17 protein-coding genes and 2 tRNA genes are annotated in these 20,099 nt (G+C 50.0%); 12 read left to right on the top strand and 7 right to left on the bottom strand.

Going from position 1 to position 20,099, the window contains the following annotated elements:
• Positions 1 to 3: 3 nt before the first annotated feature.
• Entirely contained in the window at positions 4 to 885 is an 882-nt protein-coding gene (locus tag ATY27_RS14130) for an NAD(P)-dependent oxidoreductase (RefSeq protein WP_244151313.1), read from the bottom strand.
• Between the two features lie 177 nt (positions 886 to 1,062).
• On the opposite strand from ATY27_RS14130, the gene ATY27_RS14125 reads away from it, so the two are divergent.
• Both ATY27_RS14125 and ATY27_RS14120 read left to right on the top strand, forming a co-directional pair.
• A complete protein-coding gene (locus ATY27_RS14125; protein WP_208931271.1) occupies positions 1,063 to 1,560 on the top strand; it encodes a glutathione peroxidase in 498 nt (165 codons plus the stop codon).
• A gap of 34 nt (positions 1,561 to 1,594) precedes the next feature.
• On the top strand, positions 1,595 to 2,593 hold the full coding sequence (locus ATY27_RS14120) for a 2-hydroxyacid dehydrogenase (protein WP_208931270.1): 999 nt from the start codon (positions 1,595 to 1,597) through the stop codon (positions 2,591 to 2,593).
• Between the two features lie 74 nt (positions 2,594 to 2,667).
• Here the strand turns inward: ATY27_RS14120 and ATY27_RS14115 are convergent, their stop codons facing one another.
• Positions 2,668 to 4,887 carry a S9 family peptidase gene (locus tag ATY27_RS14115; RefSeq protein ID WP_208931269.1) on the bottom strand — a complete coding sequence of 740 codons (2,220 nt, stop codon included), beginning with the start codon at positions 4,885 to 4,887 and terminating at the stop codon, positions 2,668 to 2,670.
• A gap of 295 nt (positions 4,888 to 5,182) precedes the next feature.
• Between ATY27_RS14115 and ATY27_RS14110 the strand changes: the two genes are divergently transcribed.
• The 3 genes from ATY27_RS14110 (at position 5,183) to ATY27_RS14100 (ending at position 9,961) form a co-directional block, all read left to right on the top strand.
• The gene (locus tag ATY27_RS14110; RefSeq protein WP_208931268.1) at positions 5,183 to 7,759 is read left to right on the top strand and encodes a TonB-dependent receptor; all 2,577 of its coding nucleotides are present in this window, start codon (positions 5,183 to 5,185) and stop codon (positions 7,757 to 7,759) included.
• A 121-nt stretch (positions 7,760 to 7,880) separates the two neighbouring features.
• Positions 7,881 to 8,768, top strand: coding sequence for an alpha/beta hydrolase (locus tag ATY27_RS14105; protein WP_208931267.1), 888 nt, complete (start codon positions 7,881 to 7,883; stop codon positions 8,766 to 8,768).
• A 92-nt stretch (positions 8,769 to 8,860) separates the two neighbouring features.
• A complete protein-coding gene (locus tag ATY27_RS14100; protein ID WP_208931266.1) occupies positions 8,861 to 9,961 on the top strand; it encodes an META domain-containing protein in 1,101 nt (366 codons plus the stop codon).
• A 135-nt stretch (positions 9,962 to 10,096) separates the two neighbouring features.
• On the opposite strand, the gene rplT is transcribed toward ATY27_RS14100, so the two are convergent.
• The 4 genes from rplT to thrS form a co-directional block, all read right to left on the bottom strand.
• A complete protein-coding gene (rplT, locus tag ATY27_RS14095) occupies positions 10,097 to 10,456 on the bottom strand; it encodes a 50S ribosomal protein L20 (RefSeq protein ID WP_031565008.1) in 360 nt (119 codons plus the stop codon).
• Between the two features lie 14 nt (positions 10,457 to 10,470).
• Positions 10,471 to 10,668, bottom strand: coding sequence for a 50S ribosomal protein L35 (rpmI, locus tag ATY27_RS14090; protein WP_208931265.1), 198 nt, complete (start codon positions 10,666 to 10,668; stop codon positions 10,471 to 10,473).
• A 103-nt stretch (positions 10,669 to 10,771) separates the two neighbouring features.
• Positions 10,772 to 11,314 (bottom strand): translation initiation factor IF-3, encoded by a 543-nt coding sequence (infC, locus tag ATY27_RS14085; RefSeq protein WP_208933498.1) that lies wholly within the window; start codon positions 11,312 to 11,314, stop codon positions 10,772 to 10,774.
• A gap of 28 nt (positions 11,315 to 11,342) precedes the next feature.
• Positions 11,343 to 13,253 carry a threonine--tRNA ligase gene (thrS, locus tag ATY27_RS14080; protein ID WP_208931264.1) on the bottom strand — a complete coding sequence of 637 codons (1,911 nt, stop codon included), beginning with the start codon at positions 13,251 to 13,253 and terminating at the stop codon, positions 11,343 to 11,345.
• A 284-nt stretch (positions 13,254 to 13,537) separates the two neighbouring features.
• On the opposite strand from thrS, the gene ATY27_RS14075 reads away from it, so the two are divergent.
• The 3 genes from ATY27_RS14075 (at position 13,538) to ATY27_RS14065 (ending at position 15,400) form a co-directional block, all read left to right on the top strand.
• The gene (locus ATY27_RS14075) at positions 13,538 to 14,398 is read left to right on the top strand and encodes a fructosamine kinase family protein (protein ID WP_208931263.1); all 861 of its coding nucleotides are present in this window, start codon (positions 13,538 to 13,540) and stop codon (positions 14,396 to 14,398) included.
• Positions 14,399 to 14,413: 15 nt separating this feature from the next.
• Entirely contained in the window at positions 14,414 to 15,067 is a 654-nt protein-coding gene (gene hxpB, locus ATY27_RS14070; protein WP_208931262.1) for a hexitol phosphatase HxpB, read from the top strand.
• A gap of 132 nt (positions 15,068 to 15,199) precedes the next feature.
• Positions 15,200 to 15,400 (top strand): CPXCG motif-containing cysteine-rich protein, encoded by a 201-nt coding sequence (locus ATY27_RS14065; protein WP_208931261.1) that lies wholly within the window; start codon positions 15,200 to 15,202, stop codon positions 15,398 to 15,400.
• Positions 15,401 to 15,402: 2 nt separating this feature from the next.
• Here ATY27_RS14065 and ATY27_RS14060 read toward each other — a convergent pair whose 3' ends face one another.
• Complete coding sequence (locus ATY27_RS14060; protein WP_208931260.1) at positions 15,403 to 17,127, bottom strand: riboflavin synthase subunit alpha; 1,725 nt, start codon at positions 17,125 to 17,127, stop codon at positions 15,403 to 15,405.
• 66 nt (positions 17,128 to 17,193) lie between these two features.
• Between ATY27_RS14060 and ATY27_RS14055 the strand changes: the two genes are divergently transcribed.
• The 4 genes from ATY27_RS14055 (at position 17,194) to ATY27_RS14040 (ending at position 19,869) form a co-directional block, all read left to right on the top strand.
• Positions 17,194 to 18,588, top strand: a complete 1,395-nt coding sequence (locus ATY27_RS14055) for an MATE family efflux transporter (protein WP_208931259.1) — start codon at positions 17,194 to 17,196, stop codon at positions 18,586 to 18,588.
• Positions 18,539 to 19,573 carry a DUF3080 family protein gene (locus tag ATY27_RS14050; protein ID WP_208931258.1) on the top strand — a complete coding sequence of 345 codons (1,035 nt, stop codon included), beginning with the start codon at positions 18,539 to 18,541 and terminating at the stop codon, positions 19,571 to 19,573. The genes ATY27_RS14055 and ATY27_RS14050 overlap by 50 nt, the downstream gene beginning before the upstream one ends.
• Before the next feature lie 117 nt (positions 19,574 to 19,690).
• Positions 19,691 to 19,767, top strand: a tRNA-Val gene (locus ATY27_RS14045).
• Between the two features lie 25 nt (positions 19,768 to 19,792).
• A tRNA-Val gene (locus ATY27_RS14040) sits at positions 19,793 to 19,869 on the top strand.
• Positions 19,870 to 20,099 lie beyond the last annotated feature (230 nt).

Here is a 20,099-nt window from a genome sequence, read left to right as displayed (position 1 = left end):
TACTTAGTCGCGAGCAGGCTGCTTCAGGCGGCGGATCAGGCTGGATGTATCCTGCCGGTTGCCGCCAAGCGCCTGTACTTCACTATAGAATTGATCGACCAATGCTGTGACCGGTAATTGCGCGCCATTGCGGCGGGCTTCATTGAGAGTGATGCTGAGATCTTTGCGCATCCAGTCTACCGCAAAGCCAAAATCAAATTGACTATCCACCATGGTATAGCCGCGATTCTCCATCTGCCACGACTGCGCCGCACCTTTGGAGATCACATCCAGCACGGCTTTGGCATCAAGCCCGGCACAACCGGCAAAGTGCAAAGCTTCAGCCAGGCCCTGTACCACACCAGCGATACAAATCTGATTGACCATTTTCGCCAGCTGACCACTGCCGGCCGGGCCCAATAAACGAGCGCTTTTGGCATAATGCTTGAGCACAGGTTCAGCACGCGTAAAATCGGCAGCTTCGCCACCGAGCATAATAGTCAGCGCCCCATTTTGTGCACCAGCCTGACCACCGGACACCGGCGCATCGAGGAAACCAATGCCTTTTGCAGCACAGGCTGCAGCCAGTTCACGCGCTAAATCCGCTGATGCCGTGGTGTGGTCAATCAACAAACTGCCAGGAGCCATTGTTTGCAGCACACCAGACTCACCATACACCACAGCTCTGACATCGTCGTCATTACCTACGCACAACATCACCAATTGCGCGCCATTGGCAGCCGCTGCGGGTGTTGGTCCACTGCAGCCACTGTACTGTGCAACCCAGTGTTCAGCTTTGGCGGCTGTCCGGTTATACACTGTGACCATGTGACCTGCTGCCTGCAGATGACCGGCCATCGGAAATCCCATCACGCCCAAACCAATAAAGGCAATAGAAACAGGCACTGAAGGTGTTGAAGATATTGAAGTTATTTCTGACATACAATTGACTTAATTCTGTGACAGGCTAGCCGCCAATGTACAAATTTATGTTACAAATAGCAAAATCATTGGCAACTGGATCTGCTTTATGCCGATTTAGTCACTATCCGGCTGCATTAGAGCAGGCATAAAGAGGAATTTATGGCCAACGTCCATCATTTTAAAGTACGAACGCCGCAAGGTAACCTGCTGGAACTGAATAAGTATCGCGACAAAGTGTTGTTAATTGTCAATACTGCCAGCCGCTGTGGTTTTACACCGCAATATCAGGATTTAGAAAAGCTGCATCAGCAATATCATCAGCGTGGCCTGGAGATCCTGGCATTCCCATGCAACCAATTTGGCGGGCAGGAACCTGGCTCTGACAGCGATATTCAGCAATTTTGTCAGCTTAATTATGGTGTCAGCTTTGGCGTAATGGCCAAGATCAATGTCAACGGTCCGGAAGCAGATCCATTATTCGAATACCTGAAAGATCAGGCCCGCGGCTTAATGAAAACCCGCGCGATCAAATGGAATTTCACCAAGTTTCTGGTAAACAAAGATGGCGTGGTGGTGAAACGTTATGCGCCACGGACAAAACCAAGTCAGTTTATTGATGCAATTGAAGCCGAACTGGCATTATTACCGGCACAATAACCTTAACCGCTAGCGCAGTGAACAGGACGAAGCGATGGACTCTCAATTTCAGATCACTGTATTTAGTAGTCAACCCTACGATGAATCCTTTCTGCGGGTCGCCGGCACTGATCTGAATTGGCGATTTCTGCCGCAGCCACTGAATATCGATACTGTACAACTTGCTGCGGGCAGTAGTGCGGTCTGCGTATTCGTCAATGACGATCTCAGTGCAGTGGTCCTGCAACAACTGCGGCAGCTCGGGGTTCAGCATATTGCCCTGCGCTGTGCCGGCTTTAACAATGTTGACCTCGCCACAGCGCGGCAACTTGGTTTTCGTGTCGCGCGGGTTCCCGCTTACTCGCCTGAAGCAGTCGCCGAACACTGCGTGGCGATGATGCTGTGCCTCAATCGCAAGTTGCATAAAGCTTATAACCGTGTGCGCGACGACAATTTCAGCCTGCAGGGTTTATTGGGTTTTAACCTGCATGGCAAAACTGCCGGACTGATTGGCACCGGCCGGATTGGCCAGGCAACTGCGCGGATCCTGCACGGCTTTGGTATGCAGTTGTTATGCGTTGACCCGCAGGTCCATCCGGAAGCATTGCCCGCCGGCGCCCGCTACGTCGATTTAGCCACACTCTACCGGGATAGCGACGTGATTAGTCTGCATTGTCCGTTAACACCGGACAGTCATCATTTGATAAATCAGGCGGCGCTGGCGCAAATGAAAAACGGTGTGATGTTAATCAACACCAGCCGTGGCGGTTTGATTGACACTAAAGCAGTAATCGACGCGCTGAAAAGTAAAAAAATCGGCTTGCTTGGCTTGGATGTATATGAACAGGAAGCGGACCTGTTTTTTAAAGATTTGTCCGAGGAAATGATTGCCGATGAGGTATTCCAGCGCTTGTTAACCTTTCCAAATGTGTTAGTCACAGGCCATCAGGCTTTTTTCACCGAGGAAGCACTGAACCAAATCAGTCAAATCACCGTGGCCAACTTACGGGCATTATGGGCTGGCGAGACTTGTGCCAATGAACTGCAGCCATAAGTGTGATATGCGGCTTTGGTAGTCGCCCCAATAAAAAAGGTCGCCGCAGCGACCTTTATAAATTGGGAGCAAGGTTACTTCGACGCTTTTAACGTCCGGTCAAAGAACTCAGTGATCGTTTGGTGCAAATGTGTTTGGACTGGCTGACCGAACATGGCGTGTTTACTGCCCGGATAGGTCATCATTTCAAACGGTTTGCCTTTACTCTGCAGTACCGAGAACAACTTAGTGCTATGGGTAAATAGCACGTTGTCATCAGCCATGCCGTGATAAATCAACAGTTTACCTTTTAAACCATCAACATACGGAAACACTGAACTCGCTTTATAGCCAGCAGCATTTTTCGCCGGATGACCTAAATAGCGTTCGGTATAATGACTGTCATACAAAGCCCAATCAGTTACGGGCGCGCCGGACACACCGGCAGCAAAATAGTCGCCTGCCCGCAGCATCGCCATGATCGTCATATAACCACCATAGCTGTGTCCATAAATACCAATCCGGCTTGCATCGACATAAGGCAGAGTCCGCAGATAATCGACACCGGTTTTTTGATCTTCCAGCTCAATTTCAGCCAGTTTGCCAAAAATTGGATCTTCAAATGCTTTACCGCGATTTTCAGAGCCGCGGTTATCCAGCTGGAACACCAGATAGCCCTGTTGTACCAGGTACTGGAAATACAGGTCTTTGCCACTCCAGCTATTGGTCACACGCTGTGCGCCTGGTCCACCGTACACACCCACCACTACCGGATATTTTTTCCCGGCGGTAAGTTGTTTTGGCGCGAACAGACGGTAATGCAAAGTCTGGCCGTCACTCGCTTTGAGCGTACCAAATACCGGTGTCACCAGTTCCGGCGCAAAGGCGGTCAGCGGATGTTGTTCATCCAGCGCATTTGCTGCCAATACTGTAACGGCTTTCCCTTGCTGGTCGCGCAGCGTGACGCTGGGTAGTTTGACGACAGCCGAAGACGTATCGATAAACCCACTACCATTTTTCGCTACTACGACCTGGTGATTGCTGCCGGCTTCTGTCAACCGGACAATCTCGCCGCCCTGCACCGGCACCCGATACAAATGACTTTCCAATGGCGTATCTTTGCGACCGCTAAAATAAATCTGGCCGGCTTTTTCATCAATACTTTCGATGTGATTGACTATCCAGGCACCGCTCGTCAACTGCTTAACAGCACCGTCTTGCATAGAATAAAGATACAAGTGTTTGTAACCATCACGCTCAGAAGCCCAGACAAAAGATTTTTTATCTTTCAGGAAATGTAAATCGTCATGCAAATTGACCCAGGTCTTACTGGTTTCGGTCAGCACCGTCTTTTGTTGTCCGGCTGCCAAATCAGCCAGGCGTAATTCCAGACGTTGCTGATCCCGGCTTTGCCATTGGTAGCTCAATAGGTTTGGATTTTCACTCCATTGCACCCGTGGCAGGTAAATATCCTGTTCTTGGCCAAGGTCGACCCAGTTGATCTGCTGGTTGCTGATACCGACCACACCCAGTTTGATCTGCACGTTGCTTTTGCCGGCAAACGGATACCGCTGGTTGTACAGCTTAATTTCATCGGCATAAATTTCGTTCCGTACCGCTTCCGGCACTATGGCTTCATCAAACTGGGTAAAGGCAATTTTACTGTCGTCTGGCGCCCACCAGTAACCGGTCATCCGCCCCATTTCTTCCTGGGCAACAAACTCGGCCATACCATTACGCACAGTGCCTTTGCCATCGGAAGTCAATTGGGTTTCTTTGCCGGACTTTAAATCAATAACATAGATGTTTTGATCACGGACAAAAGACACAAAACGGCCGGTTGGCGATATTTGTGCGTCCGTTTCAAAAGCTTCAGTTTCTGTCAGCTTGCGGGCTTTTTTACTGCTGAGCTGATAATGATATAAATCGCCGTTCAGAGGAAACAACAACGCCTGACCGTCTTTCGACCATTGATAACTGACAATGCCGCTGGCAAACAAACGTAATCGTTCGCGCCGGGCTTTTTCTTCATCCGACAGTACTTCGGTGCCACTGAATAACGTATCTGAATCCACCAGCACACTATGTTTTCCGCTGGCCAGTTCGTATTGCCACAAATCAAGCCGGTTGGCGTCTTTCGCTTTGCCTTTCAGATAAGTAATACGCGAACCATCTGGCGCATACGCCAAAGACTTTGGTGCTGTCCCACTTAATGCCGGCTCGGCAAATAACCGCGGTAAAGTCAGATTTTGCGCCTGAAGATGCGGGCTGAGACTGGCGCAAAGGATGACGCCGGACAGAATAGTTTTTTTCATCAAAGGACCGTCTGCTGAGTTAATCAGTGTGCATCTAACTGCACCCGCCAGATTTTTTCAAGCCATAAAGCGTTTAGTGACCAGAGCGTCAGACGAGCGCCCAACCATTGTTCTGCCTGTAAACCCAGAGTTTCGCTATCTGCGAAGTGACACCGGGCGCAAACATTTTGAGACAGATCAACAATTTCTGCTGTTGGACAAATGAACTTATTTGCAATAAGTTAATCAGGCGTGCCAAAAAATACATAAAGAGCACGCTGATTTATCCAGGATAAACAAAATAAAAGGCAACTCCATGAAAATGACTACCTCAATCCAGCCACTGGCTGCGTGCATCAAAGCCGCAGTGACCGGTGGTACGCTGATGCTGTTAGCCACCAGCCCATTAGCCCATGCGCAAGACGCCGCTGCTGAGAAAAAAGCAGAACAGGATGTAGAAAAAATTGTTGTGGTGGGTTCACGCGGCGCGCCACGTTCAGTTGGTGATTCGGCAGTGCCGGTTGATGTGATCTCAGCAGACGAATTTAGCAAGAATGGTCCAAGTGACATGATGACGCTGATGAGTGCCGTCGTGCCATCATTTAACGTCAACACCCAACCTATCAATGACGCCTCCACGCTGGTGCGTCCGGCCAACTTACGGGGTCTGCCGCCAGACAGCACGCTGGTGCTGGTCAACGGTAAACGTCGTCACCGCTCAGCGGTCATCACCTTCCTTGGCGGTGGTTTATCAGACGGCTCACAAGGCCCTGATATCTCTACCATCCCTTCAATTGCATTAAAGCAAGTTGAAATTCTGCGTGATGGCGCCGCGGCGCAATATGGTTCTGACGCTATCGCAGGTGTGATCAACTTCCGCCTGAAAGACAATAACGAAGGCGGCGCCATTGAAATTAAAACCGGCCAGCATTACGACGGCGACGGTGATTTACGTCAAATCAGTGCAAACATTGGTATGCCGTTCACTGACAACGGCTTCGCCAACTTCAGTACAGAATTCAAGCAGTCAGATCCAACCAGCCGCAGCGTACAACGCGGTGATGCTGCTGGTTTAGTCGCGGCAGGCAACACCAATATTGCCAACCCGGCACAGGTCTGGGGTTCACCTGAAGTGAAACGTGACTTTAAACTGTTCGGTAATATCGGTCTCGAAGTTGCCAAAGAAAAAGAATTCTATGCCTTTGGTAACTTCGCCCAACGTGACGTAGAAGGTGGATTCTATTTCCGTAACCCACAAAGCCGTGGCGGTGTTTATTCCAATGACGGTGGTGAAACCCTGTTAATTGGTAATTTAGATACCACTAAAGGCGCCTGCCCGACTGTTGGCCTGACCGGACAGTCATTTAGCCAAATCACCAGCAAAGTGAACGCGCTGCCGGCGCACTGTTTCACGTTCTTTAAATCGCTGCCAGGTGGTTTTACACCGAAGTTTGGCGGTATCGTCACCGATGCGTCGCTGGCAGGCGGCCTGAAAGGCACTCTGGCGAACGGCTGGAACTTTGACCTGAGTTCTTCTTATGGTCGCAGTGAAGCAGAGTTCTACATTAAGAACACCATCAATGCTTCTATGGGTTCAGCCACACCACGTGATTTCGACGCGGGTAAATACGTACAGCAAGAACAGGCTGTTAACTACGATATGAATAAGCTTATCGAAGTTGATGCGCTGCCATATCCACTGGCCGTTGCAGCAGGTCTTGAATACCGTATTGATACGTTCGAAATCTACGCTGGTGATAAAAACTCGTTTGAAGTAGGCCCACTGGCATCTCAAGGCTTCGGTATCGGCTCAAACGGCTTCCCTGGCTTCAAGCCTGATGACGCTGGTTCGTTCAACCGTTACAACTACGCGGCCTACACTGAATTTGGTGCTGAGTTCAGTGACAGCTTCCGTTCTGACTTTGCTTTACGCTTTGAAGACTACGAAGACTTTGGTTCTACCACCAATGCCAAACTGACAGGTCGCTATCAGCTCAACGATGAAATGGCTTTCCGTGCTGCAGCCAGTACAGGCTTCCGGGCACCAACCATTGGTCAGTCAACGGTTCGGAACGTAACAACATCATTTACTGCCGGCAAAGGTCTGGTCGATAACGCCACGTTACCACCAACCCACCCAATCTCTGTGCTCAAAGGCGGTAAGGCATTAACGCCTGAAGAGTCAGTCAACCTGTCATTCGGTACTGTGGTTGAAGTAGATGATTTATATGTCACTTTAGATTTCTTCCAAATCAAAGTTGACGACCGTATCAGCCAATCGTCCTCGCAGGAACTGACTGCTACCGATATCCAGCAATTACTGGCGCTGGGTGTTCGGGATGCAAGCAGCTTCACAGGGGTTAAATACTTTACCAATGACTTTGATACCACCACCAAAGGCGCTGACTTTGTCGCTAACTATGGCGTCGATCAATTTGGTGGCCGTACGACCTATGCGTTAGCAGCAAACTGGACTGAAACCACTGTAGATCGTCATTCTGATTACATCTGGGAAGCCAAAATCAAGCAAATTGAAGAAGGCTTACCGAGTGTGCGCGGCAGCTTCACTGTCAGCCACAATCAAGGTGCATGGAATGGCTATGTCCGCCTGAATCATTACGGTAGTTATTATGAAGACCACGCAGATTCTGGCGTCGTCTCTGCAGCTGATGGCGGTTTGCCGCTGTATTTAGGCGCAGAAATGACTGTAGATACTGAAGTCACTTACAACTTCAGTGACAATTACAGCATCGCTTTAGGTGCATCAAATCTGTTTGATACACTGCCAGATGAAAACGAATGGGCTGAGGTGTTAGGTGCTAAATACCCAACAACAACTGTCATGGGCTTCAACGGCGGTTTCTATTACGCTCGTTTAACCTACAACTTCTAAGTTGTTCACGTAATGAAAGCCACCTTCGGGTGGCTTTTTTGTTTTTTATTCTCTGGTTTTCAACTTGATCACCAATGTGAGATTGTGGCAGTGTGATTAGAGTAATTACTTGAGAAACATCATGAATTTGATCCCCTGGCAATATCGCACCCCGGCCGGTTTTACCCTGCAAGGTATGCGCAGCCTACCCAGTGGCAGACCAATACTGCATATGCTGCATGGCAACGGTTTCTGCAGCCAGATGTATACACCAATGCTGCAACCCTTGCTTCAGCACGTGGACCTGTTTTTATCCGACGCGCAAGGACATGGCCAGAGTGAACATGGCGGTCCATTTGTCGGCTGGAACCAAAGTGCAGAATTTGCCCGGCAGGCACTGGCAGCACATCTAAATGAATACGGCGCTGTGCCGGTTTATGCTGTCGGCCACAGTTTCGGCGGTGTACTCACCGCCCTGATTCACAGCGAACCGAACAGCCTGTTTGACGCCGCCTTGTTGCTCGATCCGGTGTTGTTTACACCTGCCATGCTACGTAGTATGCGGTTTTTAGATTGGACGGGCCTGTATCGCCACAATCCTTTAGCCCGCCGGGCGGTAAAACGCCGGAGACATTTCATCGATGCCAGCGCGGCATGGCAGTATTTTCACCAACGCGGCATGTTTAAAAACTGGCATCCTGATGCGTTACAGGCTTATATCGATCATGCACTTGTCAATACGACAGATGGCCTGACACTGCGCTGTCGACCTGAACGGGAAGCAGAGATATTTGCCAGCTTCCCGCAGAGACTGTGGTCGTCGCTGCAACAAACCAATAAACCCATTCAATTGGTTTACGGTACTGCCAGCTATCCATTTGTTGCTAAATCCGCTGCTTTGTTTCAGCGCAAGTGCCCACAGTTGCAGGTGTTCAAGGTTCAAGGTGGCCATTGCTTTATGCAGGAAGACCCAAAACATAGCGCTGGAATTATCCTGCAATGGTTGCGGCAACAGCAGCGATTCAACTGACAAAACGCCTGTATCAAAATGAGATTTTCATTATAATAACGCCAGTTTCCGATTTCTGATGTCAGAAGTCAGCGTTGTAATGGGTAAAATGAATGAAACGTAGTCTAGTTCTTGCCGCAGTCTTGTTATCAGCCTGTACCAATTTGCCACAAAAAGCGGTAAAACCAGACCCGGTGCAACCCGTACAACCGGTGGCGCCTGAGCCGGATTTAGTGCCGGGTGAAGTTGTCAGCTCAGACAACACCGAGGCAATGCCGACTGATTTCGGCCTGATTTTTATCGATCGCGATATGTCTTTTCATGGCACCTTGCCATGTAAAAAATGCCCGGGCATCCAATATCAGCTGAACGTATTACAGGATGGCCGGTTTGAACTGCGTCGAGATTACATTGACCGTAATACAGTCGAACTGTTAACCGGCAACTGGCAACTGGATGACCGCACCCTGCATCTGTCCAGTAAACAAGGCAAAGTGCCTTCGTTCCAGTTTGGCAGCAATCAACATCTGATTTTACTGAATGCCGCTGGCAAACCAATGGTTTCTAAAGACAACCAAACGCTCACCCGCACCCAGCAGTTCGCCCGCATCGACACCAGAATGCCATTATTGGGGCTCTATCAGCTGAAAAATAATGAAGCCAGTTTTATCGACTGTATGACCGGTGAAAATCATAGTATTGCCATGACGCAACATCATATGCCAATGCTACGCTCGTATCAGACAGATCCGAAACTCACCGGCAAAGCGGTAGTGGCCACCATGACTGCGCGCAAGAGTAATGAACAACAGCAGGCATTATTGGTCGATAAGTTTGACCAATTCTGGCCAGGCGCAACCTGCCCGGATAAAGCGGCAACCGCCAAAGTACAAAATCTGGTCTGGCGTCTGCAAACCGTGTCACAAATCAGCGTGCCGCAAAAATTGAATATTCGCCTGATGTTCGACCAGAACAACCGGGTGTTTGGTTTTTCCGGCTGCAATAATTTTAATGCCGGTTATTCACAAAAAGATAACCAACTCAAAGTGCTACCTATTGTCAGTACCCGCAAGTTCTGTAATGACGCCAATTTCTATGAACAACAGTTCACCAAACAGCTGCAAGTGGCAGACCGGATTGAAGTCAATCAGCAAAAACTGCAACTGTTTAAGGAGAATAAGGTGATTATGGAGTTTCAGGCCGCGGTTAATTAACACTACGACTGAACAGATAAGGCGCTGCGGCGCCTTTTTTTTGCTTGTTTTTTAGCTGTGATTAAGCAACGAAGCTGGCTTCTTTGCAGCAACAAAAAAGGCAGCCGAGGCTGCCTTTTCAACTACTTAATCAAATTAAGCAGACAGTGCTTGTTTCGCTTTCGCGACTAAGGCAGCAAATGCGCCTTTGTCGAATACAGCGATGTCAGCCAGGATTTTACGGTCGATTTCAACCGATGCTCTTTTCAGACCATCGATGAAACGGCTGTAAGATAAACCGTTTTGACGTGAAGCAGCGTTGATACGCGCGATCCACAGTTGACGGAATTGACGTTTACGTTGACGACGGTCGCGGTAGGCGTACTGGCCGGCTTTGATAACTGCTTGGAACGCTACACGATAAACACGGCTGCGGGCACCGTAGTAGCCTTTTGCCTGGTTTAATACCTTCTTGTGACGCGCACGTGCGGTCACACCACGTTTTACTCTTGGCATGTCAGTCTCCTAAATTATGCGTATGGCAGGCAACGAGCTACTGAAGCGACGTCAACTTTAGCAACTAAAGTTTTCGGGCCCAGATGGCGCTTACGCTTAGAAGACTTCTTCGTCAGGATGTGGCGAAGATGTGATTGCTTACGTTTAAAACCACCAGAAGCGGTCTTTTTAAAGCGCTTGGCAGCGCCTTTATTGGTCTTCATCTTTGGCATAGTGAGCTCACTCGCAATTGTGATATTACAACGAATAATAAGGCGGAAAACCACGCGCCACTCCGTTACCGCAGTGGCGTATGGATTCACTTGTATGCACTTATTACTTCTTAGTTGGGGCCAGCATCATGATCATCTGACGACCTTCAACCCGACTTGGGAACGACTCACAAACAGCGATGTCTGCCATGTCGTCTTTAATCCGGTTGAGGACTTCAATACCGATGTCCAAATGCGCCATTTCACGACCACGATACCGCAGCGTTACTTTGGCTTTGTCACCCTCTTCAATGAAGCGACGCAGGTTGCGTAGTTTTACCTGGTAATCGCCTTCATCAGTTCCAGGCCGGAATTTGATTTCCTTGATCTGGATCTGTTTTTGCTTCTTCTTCTGCTCTTTCAGAGCCTTACCTTTCTCAAACAGGAACTTACCGTAGTCCATTAACTTACAAACAGGCGGTTCAGCTGTTGGACTGATTTCGACCAGATCACAACCACCTTCTTCGGCCATACGGATGGCTTCAGCGGTACCTACAACACCTAATTGTTCACCTTCCAGACCCAGCAAGCGTACTTCGCGTACGTTGATTTCTTCGTTAATACGATTCGGTCTGTTCGTTGGTAAAGGTTTCTTTCCTACTTTAATGGTACGTTCCTCCAGAGATTGAAATCGGTCAGACCCGGTTGTTGATTTCTGTTGTTAGTTTTTCAACAAATGCTGCAACAGTCATTTTACCAAGGTCTTCGCCTTTGCGCGTCCGCAGTGCCAAATCGCCGCTTTCGACTTCTTTGTCACCGACCACGACCAGATATGGGACGCGGGCAAGCGTGTGCTCGCGGATTTTAAAGCCTATCTTCTCATTTCTCAAGTCAGAAGTTGCTCTAATACCATGAGATTTGAAAGTTTTTACCAATTCTTTGGCATAATCGGCCTGATTGTCTGTGATATTCATCACGACGACCTGAGTTGGCGCTAACCAAGCAGGGAAGAAACCGGCATATTCTTCGATCAAAATACCGATAAAACGTTCCAGCGAACCCAAAACCGCGCGGTGGATCATCACCGGAACCTGACGATCGTTGCCTTCAGCGACATAACTGGCGCCTAAACGGCCCGGTAATGCGAAATCGAGCTGCACTGTACCACACTGCCAGGCACGGCCTAAGCAGTCATGCAACGTGAATTCGATTTTCGGACCGTAGAATGCCCCTTCACCTGGTTGCAGGTCAAAGGCAATGCCATTGACTTCCAGCGCTTCTGCCAGCGCCTGTTCGGCTTTGTGCCACATTTCGTCGGTGCCGATGCGTTTTTCCGGACGTGTCGACAGCTTGACCTGTACTTCTTTAAAGCCAAAAGTGCTGTACACATCAAAGATCATTTTGATACAGCTCGACACTTCCGCCTGAATTTGCTCTTCAGTACAGAAGATGTGGGCGTCGTCCTGAGTAAATCCGCGCACACGCATCAGGCCATGTAAACCACCTGACGGTTCATTACGGTGACAGCAACCAAACTCCGCCATCCGCAGCGGTAAATCGCGGTAGGATTTCAGGCCCTGGTTAAAGATCTGCACATGGCCCGGGCAGTTCATCGGTTTGATGGCGTAGTCGCGGTTTTCTGAACTGGTGACAAACATGTTCTCAGCATATTTTTCCCAGTGACCAGAACGCTCCCACAACACTTTGTCCATCATGAACGGACCTTTAACTTCCTGGTAATCGTACTCAGCCAGCTTTTCGCGGACAAATGCTTCCAGTTCACGGAAAATGGTCCAGCCGTCGTTGTGCCAGAACACCATGCCCGGCGCTTCTTCCTGCCAGTGGAACAAGCCGAGCGCTTTACCGATTTTACGGTGGTCGCGTTTTTCAGCTTCTTCTAACTGCAGCAAATAAGCGGCTAATTGTTTTTTATCCGCCCATGCGGTGCCGTAGATGCGTTGCAACATTTTGTTTTTCGCATCGCCACGCCAATAAGCCCCGGCGACTTTCATAATCTTGAAATGTTGGCAGAAACGCATATTCGGCACATGCGGGCCACGGCACATATCGATGTATTCTTCGTGATGGTACAAACCTGGCTGGTCGTCTTTGGCGACATTGTCAGTCAGAATTTCCATCTTGTAAGTTTCGCCACGGGCAGCGAAGGTATCGTACGCTTCCTGCCAGCTGACTTTCTTCTTCACGACGTCGTATTCGGTTTTCGCCAGTTGCAGCATGCGCTCTTCTAACTGCGCTAAATCGTCGCTGCTGATTGGACGATCTAAATCCACATCGTAGTAAAAACCGTTATCGATCACCGGGCCGATCGCCATTTTGACATGGGGCCATAATTGTTTGATGGCATGACCGAGCAAATGCGCACAGGAGTGGCGCAGGATCTCTAAACCTTGCTGATCTTTGCTGGTAACAATGCTTAAGCTGCTGTCTTCGGTGATGAGTTCACAAGCGTCTACCAATTGACCGTTGATTTTACCGGCGATAGTCGCTTTGGCTAAACCTGGGCCAATGTCTTTGGCAACATCCATTACAGATAATGGGGCTTCAAATACGCGCTGACTGCCGTCAGGCAGAGTAATGACTGGCATGATAAATCCTCACAGTGGTGGCCCGTACCAAGGGTCACATGTTGAATAAGAATAAGTAGTGAGCTTTTTGGTTTTGCCGTACGAGTGGCGAAACAACATAGCGACTGAACGTATCAGCGGCTCTGCACTAAAAAGCGCTGCCATATTACTGGCTGCGCTTGGCCGGAGCAAGTCTGCTGTCTGGCATCTGTTTGTTCCGGATCAATACAGCTGGCAGCGAAACTGGCAAAGTCGACCATAATTCTAACGATAGTTTTTATTTCCTTTCACTGCGGAGCAGCGACATGTGGCAAGCCATTGCGGACCAAATCAGTACCGAACTGCAACAAGATTTCCGGATCTCTCATAAACAACAGCTCGCCACGCATTCTGACAATCTGCTGTTTCATATCAGTGGCGCCGAGCAGCAATACCTGGTCAAACTGAATCACCGTGATGTGCTGGACAGCTTTGAAGCCGAGGCGCTGTCGCTGAAATTTATCCAAAACCGGCATTGTATCCGGGTGCCTCAGGTCATCTGCGCCGGTCAAACCATCGAAAAGGCCTTTCTGGTGCTGGAATATCTACCGCTGGCAACCGATCATCCGTATGGCTGGCAAGCACTTGGCCATCAATTAGCCTTTTTACATCAGGCCGATGACCAGGCGATGTACGGTTTTGACTGGGATAACTACTTAAGCTCCACGCTGCAGCCGAACCAATGGGGCAGTAACTGGTCGGTATTTTTTTCCGAACAACGTATCGGCTGGTTATTGCAGTTGTTGGCTGAACAGCAGCAAACATTTGGTGATATCGACAAAATTGTCGATCGCGTGCGCCAACGTTTGCATCACCACCAACCCAAACCTGCACTGGTGCACGGCGAATGCTGGCGTGGCAATGTCGGTTTTCTAGGCGAAGCGCCGGTGCTGTTTGATCCGGCCTGTTATTTCGGGGATCGGGAGGTAGATATTGCCTTTGCCGGATTATTTGACCCTCTACCAAGTGCGTTTTTTGCTGCCTATCAGCAGGTGCACGCGTTACCAGAGGGATTTACCGAACGCAAAGACCTCTATAACCTGTACCACTTATTACATCTGGCGTATTTACGCGGCGGTCGTTACAGCTGGCAAGCCCAGGAGCTTATTCAGCAGTTATTGAGCTGACGGACAGGAGATATTGTGGTTCAGGCAGTTATTTTTGATATGGATGGCTTGTTGCTCGATTCCGAAGACTTCTGGCAACAAGCAGAATATGAAACCTTTTCAGCCCTCGGTGTGCCACTGGCGCTGGCAGATACCGCCAAAACTGTCGGTTGGCGCTGCGATTATGTCGTGGACTATTGGTACCGGCAATCACCATGGACCGGACCAACACAAGGTGAAGTAGCTGACCAAATCATTGCTCAGGTGATCGAATTAATCCGCCAGCGTGGTGTGTTGTTACCGGGCGCACGACAGGCACTGCAACTCTGTCAGCAGCTCCGGTTACCGGTGGCGCTCGCTACCTCATCCAATCACCATATGATGCTAGCTGCGATGGAACATTTTGAATTGATGCCCTACTTTCAGGCGACCTGCTCCGCGCAATATCTGCCTTATGCCAAACCGCACCCTCAAGTCTATCTGAATGCCGCGGCAGCGCTTGGCATTGCGCCTGAACAGTGTCTGGCGCTGGAAGACAGCGTGACTGGCGTCATTGCCGCCAAAGCTGCACGAATGCGCTGTTTCGCAGTACCGGAACAGCAACACCGACACGATCCCAGATACAGCATTGCAGACAAAGTGTTGGATTCCTTGTTGCAACTTGAGCAGATAGATCTGTTAAACCTCTGAACTGAGGCTGTTTTATGACAGCAACTTTACAGTAGTAGCAAGTCACAACCAGCAAGCAACGGGTTGACCGCTCGCTGCATCTGCAGGTCGCTTCTACACTGCATAAAAATCAGCCGACAAGAGGAGCACACCATGCAACTCCTGTATAAAACCATTCTTTGCCCATTTTGCGGCCATCCAACTCACATCACGCTGGATGTCAGCGGCGACGATCAGGACGACATTGAGGATTGCAGCAATTGCTGCAATCCCATCCACATCGTGATGCACAAAGATGAAGCAAGACACAGTGTGCAGGTGTTTGTCGATGCCGAAGACGAGCAGTTTTATTAGCCTTATTGCCGTCCGTTTTTATGCTCAGACAAAAACAACGCATGCAGTTTTCGGCGCAAATAAACCCGCAACTTGTCACAAGGCGCGGTCATCAGCCAGCTGAAACCTAACGCCAGAATACCAATCAGCACACCGACTTTTTGTTGCAACAGCCCGACACTCAAAGCGGTAAAACAATACAAGGCCGGATAATGGAACAAATATAACGGAAAAGTGGCGCCAGATAAGCGACTAACCATCGCCTGCACAGTCTGACGCACTTGCATCTGGCGTAACAGTCCCGCCATGCCAATCAGATGCACAGCAAAACCAAGCGCGATAATATAATCAGTGACAAAAGCACTGGAATGACCGAAGAACTCATGCATTTGCGGCCCCAGCCACTCTGCCACCCGCCAGTTGATGTACAAATTCCCTACCTTGCCGACTACCATTGACAGGACAAATGCTGCCCCACCAAGCGCCATCAGCATATTCAGCTGACGACTGCGGTCAGTGGCGGCATAGCGGTACACCCAAACCCCGGCGAGCCAGGCTGGCAACAATAACAGGATCTTCGGGCCTATCAACAGTGCCGCTATTGAACACCACAACCAGCGCTGCCGGCTAAACATAAACACGGCAAACAACAGATAATACGCGGCTTCAAACGACAACGACCACAGCGGGATGTTGGAGCCGACATGCATGCCGCCAACCCAAAACTCGTTGGTAAACAGCAAGGAACTATGTAAGGCCGCATGTAGTGGTTGCGCAGGTTCATAAAGCTCCGGCAACATCAACCGGCCAACACTGTCGAGCAGGATGGTCGCCAGTACCGCCGGCCACGCCACCGATACCAGCCGGCTCACCCGGCTGATGCCGTAAGACATCGCGGTACGTTCTTTGGTCTGCTGGACAAACGCAATAACAAAACCTGACAAGACAAAAAAGATCACCACAGCGTCATGGCCATAACCAGCCAGTGGCGCTATCCAGCTGCCATCAAAGCGTTCATAAGCGGCATGGTGAGCGAATACCAGCAATGCGGCGAATAACCGCAGCACGTCGAGATAAACCGACAATGCCGGTGACAACACTTTTAATGGCACGGCCGTCTCGACCGGCGCTGCCGCCACCTGCTGCCATACTGCGGCTGGCATGCTGCCCACCGACAATGGCTGCGCCGTCGCCGGTTCCAGATTGAGCATGTCTCCAACCTGTCTGTGGCCCAAAGTCGTGATGGCCAGTGTTTCCGGGATCAAATGCAACCAAAAACTATGGCCTTCAACTGCGCCGACCGTAAGGCTGGCACCATCAATGGCAATAAACCCCTTTGGCTGGATAAAAGGCGCAAGTTCAGCCGGAAAACTCAGTTGCATGGCGCAATTGTCGTCGCTGCGCTTAATCGCCAGGATCTCTGCAGTCGCAGAGATATGGCCTGAAACGATATGACCACCAATCTCATCGCCGAACTTTAGTGACCGTTCAAAATTTACCGAAGAACCAGGCTGTAGCGTGCCTAAATTGGTTTTTTGCAGCGTTTCGTCAATGACATCAAAACTAACCCACCCTGCTGCGCTATCAAATTCAGTGGCTGTAAGGCAGGTACCATTAATGGCGATACTGGCACCTCTTTGTAGCTGTTGCAGCTGCGTCGTGCCTGCATCCAGCGTTAGCCTGAGAAAGCCGTCGCGCTTCGTCAGATCGCGCACTTTTACTTGTGCCTGCACTATTCCGGTAAACATGCATTTCCCCGTTGTGTTAACATTTAGGCCTTAAAGCAAGACCTGTTGCAGTCTGAAGAGCGCCCAATGTTACCCTTTTCCCGATTTGAAGCAAAAACCATTCTGAAACTCTCAGGCCCTATTATGGTCGCGCAGCTGACGCAGACCATGATGTATGTCATCGATACACTGATGGCTGGTCGGGTTGGCGTCACCGATATGGCCGCCGTGGCGATAGGTTCGGCATTGTGGTTACCTATTTTGCTGACCTTCCAGGGTCTGTTACTGGCGTTAACGCCGATTATTGCGCAGCATTTTGGCGCCGGCCGCAGCAAAGAAATCCTGCCTGCGACTTACCAGGGCGGTCTGCTGGCACTGTTACTGTCCTGCATTATTTTTGCGGCAATGCAGTTCATTGACTTACCGCTTAGCCTGATGCAGATGGACGATGAACTGCGGCAAAAAGCACTGGCTTATCTTGGTTACATCGCCTGGGGCATTTTCCCTGCGGCCGGCTACATGATCCTGCGTAACCTGTATGAAGGCATTGGATACACCAAAGCGGCAATGTGGATCAGTTTTGTTGGTATTCTGGTGAATATTCCCGCCAATTATGTGTTTATCTACGGCAAATTCGGCATGCCAGCACTGGGTGGCGCTGGTTGTGGCCTCGCGACCAGTCTGGTGTTTGTCGCGATGTTCCTGACTTTACTTGGCTACGCCGCTTTTGGCCGGCGCACCGCATTTGTGCGCACCCGCTTGCATTCTTACCGGCCGGACTGGGCGCAAATCTGGCAAATTGTGGCGCTGGGCACCCCTGTCGCTTTTGCTTTTTTCTTTGAAGTGACCTTGTTTACCTGCATTCCGCTGATGATTGCGCATTTAGGCCCGACTGTGGTTGCAGCGCACCAGATCGCCAATAATTTCTGTTCAATGGTGTTTATGTTACCGCTCAGTATTGGCCTTGCAACGACCATTCGCGTCGGTCATCTGGCCGGTGCCAGCGACGTCAGAGAACTGCGTAAGGCGATCGCCACAGCGATCCAGATTGGCCTGATACTGGCGATAGGGATTGCTTTGTTGACGCTGCTGGCCCGGCATTGGGTTGCTGCACAATACAGTACAGATCCTGCAGTATTAGAACTGGCCGCAGCAATTTTGATCCTGGCCTGTTTTTATCAGCTGTCAGATGCAGTGCAGGTGATTTGCAGTTGTACCTTGCGTGGCCTTAAATACACCAAACCGATTTTTTACATCACTTTTGTTGCGTACTGGCCCATCGGCTTTGGCCTTGGCTGCGTATTGGGATTAACCGACTGGTTGGTGGCACCGATGGGCGCACAGGGATTCTGGGTTGGGATTATCATCGGCCTGACAGTCGCAGCTGTGTTACTCGGCCGGTTATTGGTCTGGCAACTGAAACGGATGGAAGATGGCAGCTGGCAACCGGCAGAGCCGCATCAAAGCACTTTATTGCATTAACAAGTTCATCTGTTGCACGCTGGCGGCTGTTGTATTAACCGGCTGCCAGCCGCAACCGGAAGCGTTGTTCAGTGATTACCAGGCCAGACTGCAACGGCTGCATGAAATACCAGCCACTGAACTGAGCAAACCAGCATTACCGCCACTGCCCGAGATCCGCGCACTTAGTATCGTTATCCCGCCAGCCACAATTGATTTAACCGATATGCTGGCGCTCGATATCTGTGACCTAGAAACGCTGATCGCCGAACGCAATAACAGCCTTGGCAAAGTCCAGACCGACGCATCAATACTGCAATACGAATTGAAGTTGCTGGTGAAGCTGGGCAACTGTCTGAATTCCCCAGCTCTTTTCAGGCAATTGGCGCCAGAACTGCAGACAACACTGCAACAAATTTACCAGCAAAAACAACAGCAATTACCAGCTGTTTTCGCTAATGTACTGAGTCGCGACCCGACGCTGCGCCAGCAACTCAGTGGCAGTCAGCGCGGGGTTGGTTCTGATCAGAGTGGTCTGGCCGAAACTATACAGGCACTGAAGCAACTCAACCTGCTTCGACAATTTATTCAGCGACAGAATTATGTGGCAGCCAGTGAAATCCAGATCAACAGCGCGCTAGGTGCTTTGTACCACAGTCAGTTAGTCGCCGATTTACAGCATAGCCTGCGACTGTCTCAGCAGTTTTTTTTCTCGCTGGATCAGCAGCTCAGGCAAATACCAACAGCACAACTGTGTAAAACTGATAAAACCGTGCGCGAAAATCTGTTGCTGCAGATTTTTATCGGCCGGCTGCAACCAGAGCTGGCGCGTATGGACGGTATGGCGACAGAGCTTATCGCCGAATTGCTGCAGCTGTATCAACAGCACCCGCTGCGTGGCACCATTCAACAACGCCTGCAACTGCCGCAGCAACAATTACAGCAGCACCTGCGTCAGCATGTCGCATTCTGGCAACGCTGGCGCCAGTGTGATGCGCGCCGATAAGCTTGCCTAACGCGCAAAATTGCAGCGGTTAAGCGAAGTTACCGAAAAAACGCTTGCATTCACCTGAGGCAAAAAATACTATAGCCGCCGTTGTCAGCACCGCTGATGACACAGGTTGCGTCCTTAGCTCAGTTGGTTAGAGCACCACCTTGACATGGTGGGGGTCGGTGGTTCGAGTCCACTAGGACGCACCAAATTCTCAAAATAGCACGCCCTAATGCGTCCTTAGCTCAGTTGGTTAGAGCACCACCTTGACATGGTGGGGGTCGGTGGTTCGAGTCCACTAGGACGCACCAATACTTACAGTATCTGGTCACTTTATTCTGATTCACATTATCTAACCAATTCAAATACTTATCTAAGTTCTATTAAATTCTCGCGGATCAATTCTGCATACGCACTTTTCGCATCAGCTCGCTTAAATTTGCCGATATTTGCATTGGTGCCCAATTGGTGCCCGCTTACAGCAACTTTGAAAAGCAAACAGGTGATTTTGTCGCGCAAAACAGACCCCCACCAAGATGGG

The sequence above is a fragment of the Rheinheimera sp. F8 genome, assembly GCF_001518915.1.
The sequence above is the reverse complement of the archived record's forward strand: the minus strand, read 5'-3'. Positions and strand labels throughout refer to the sequence as shown.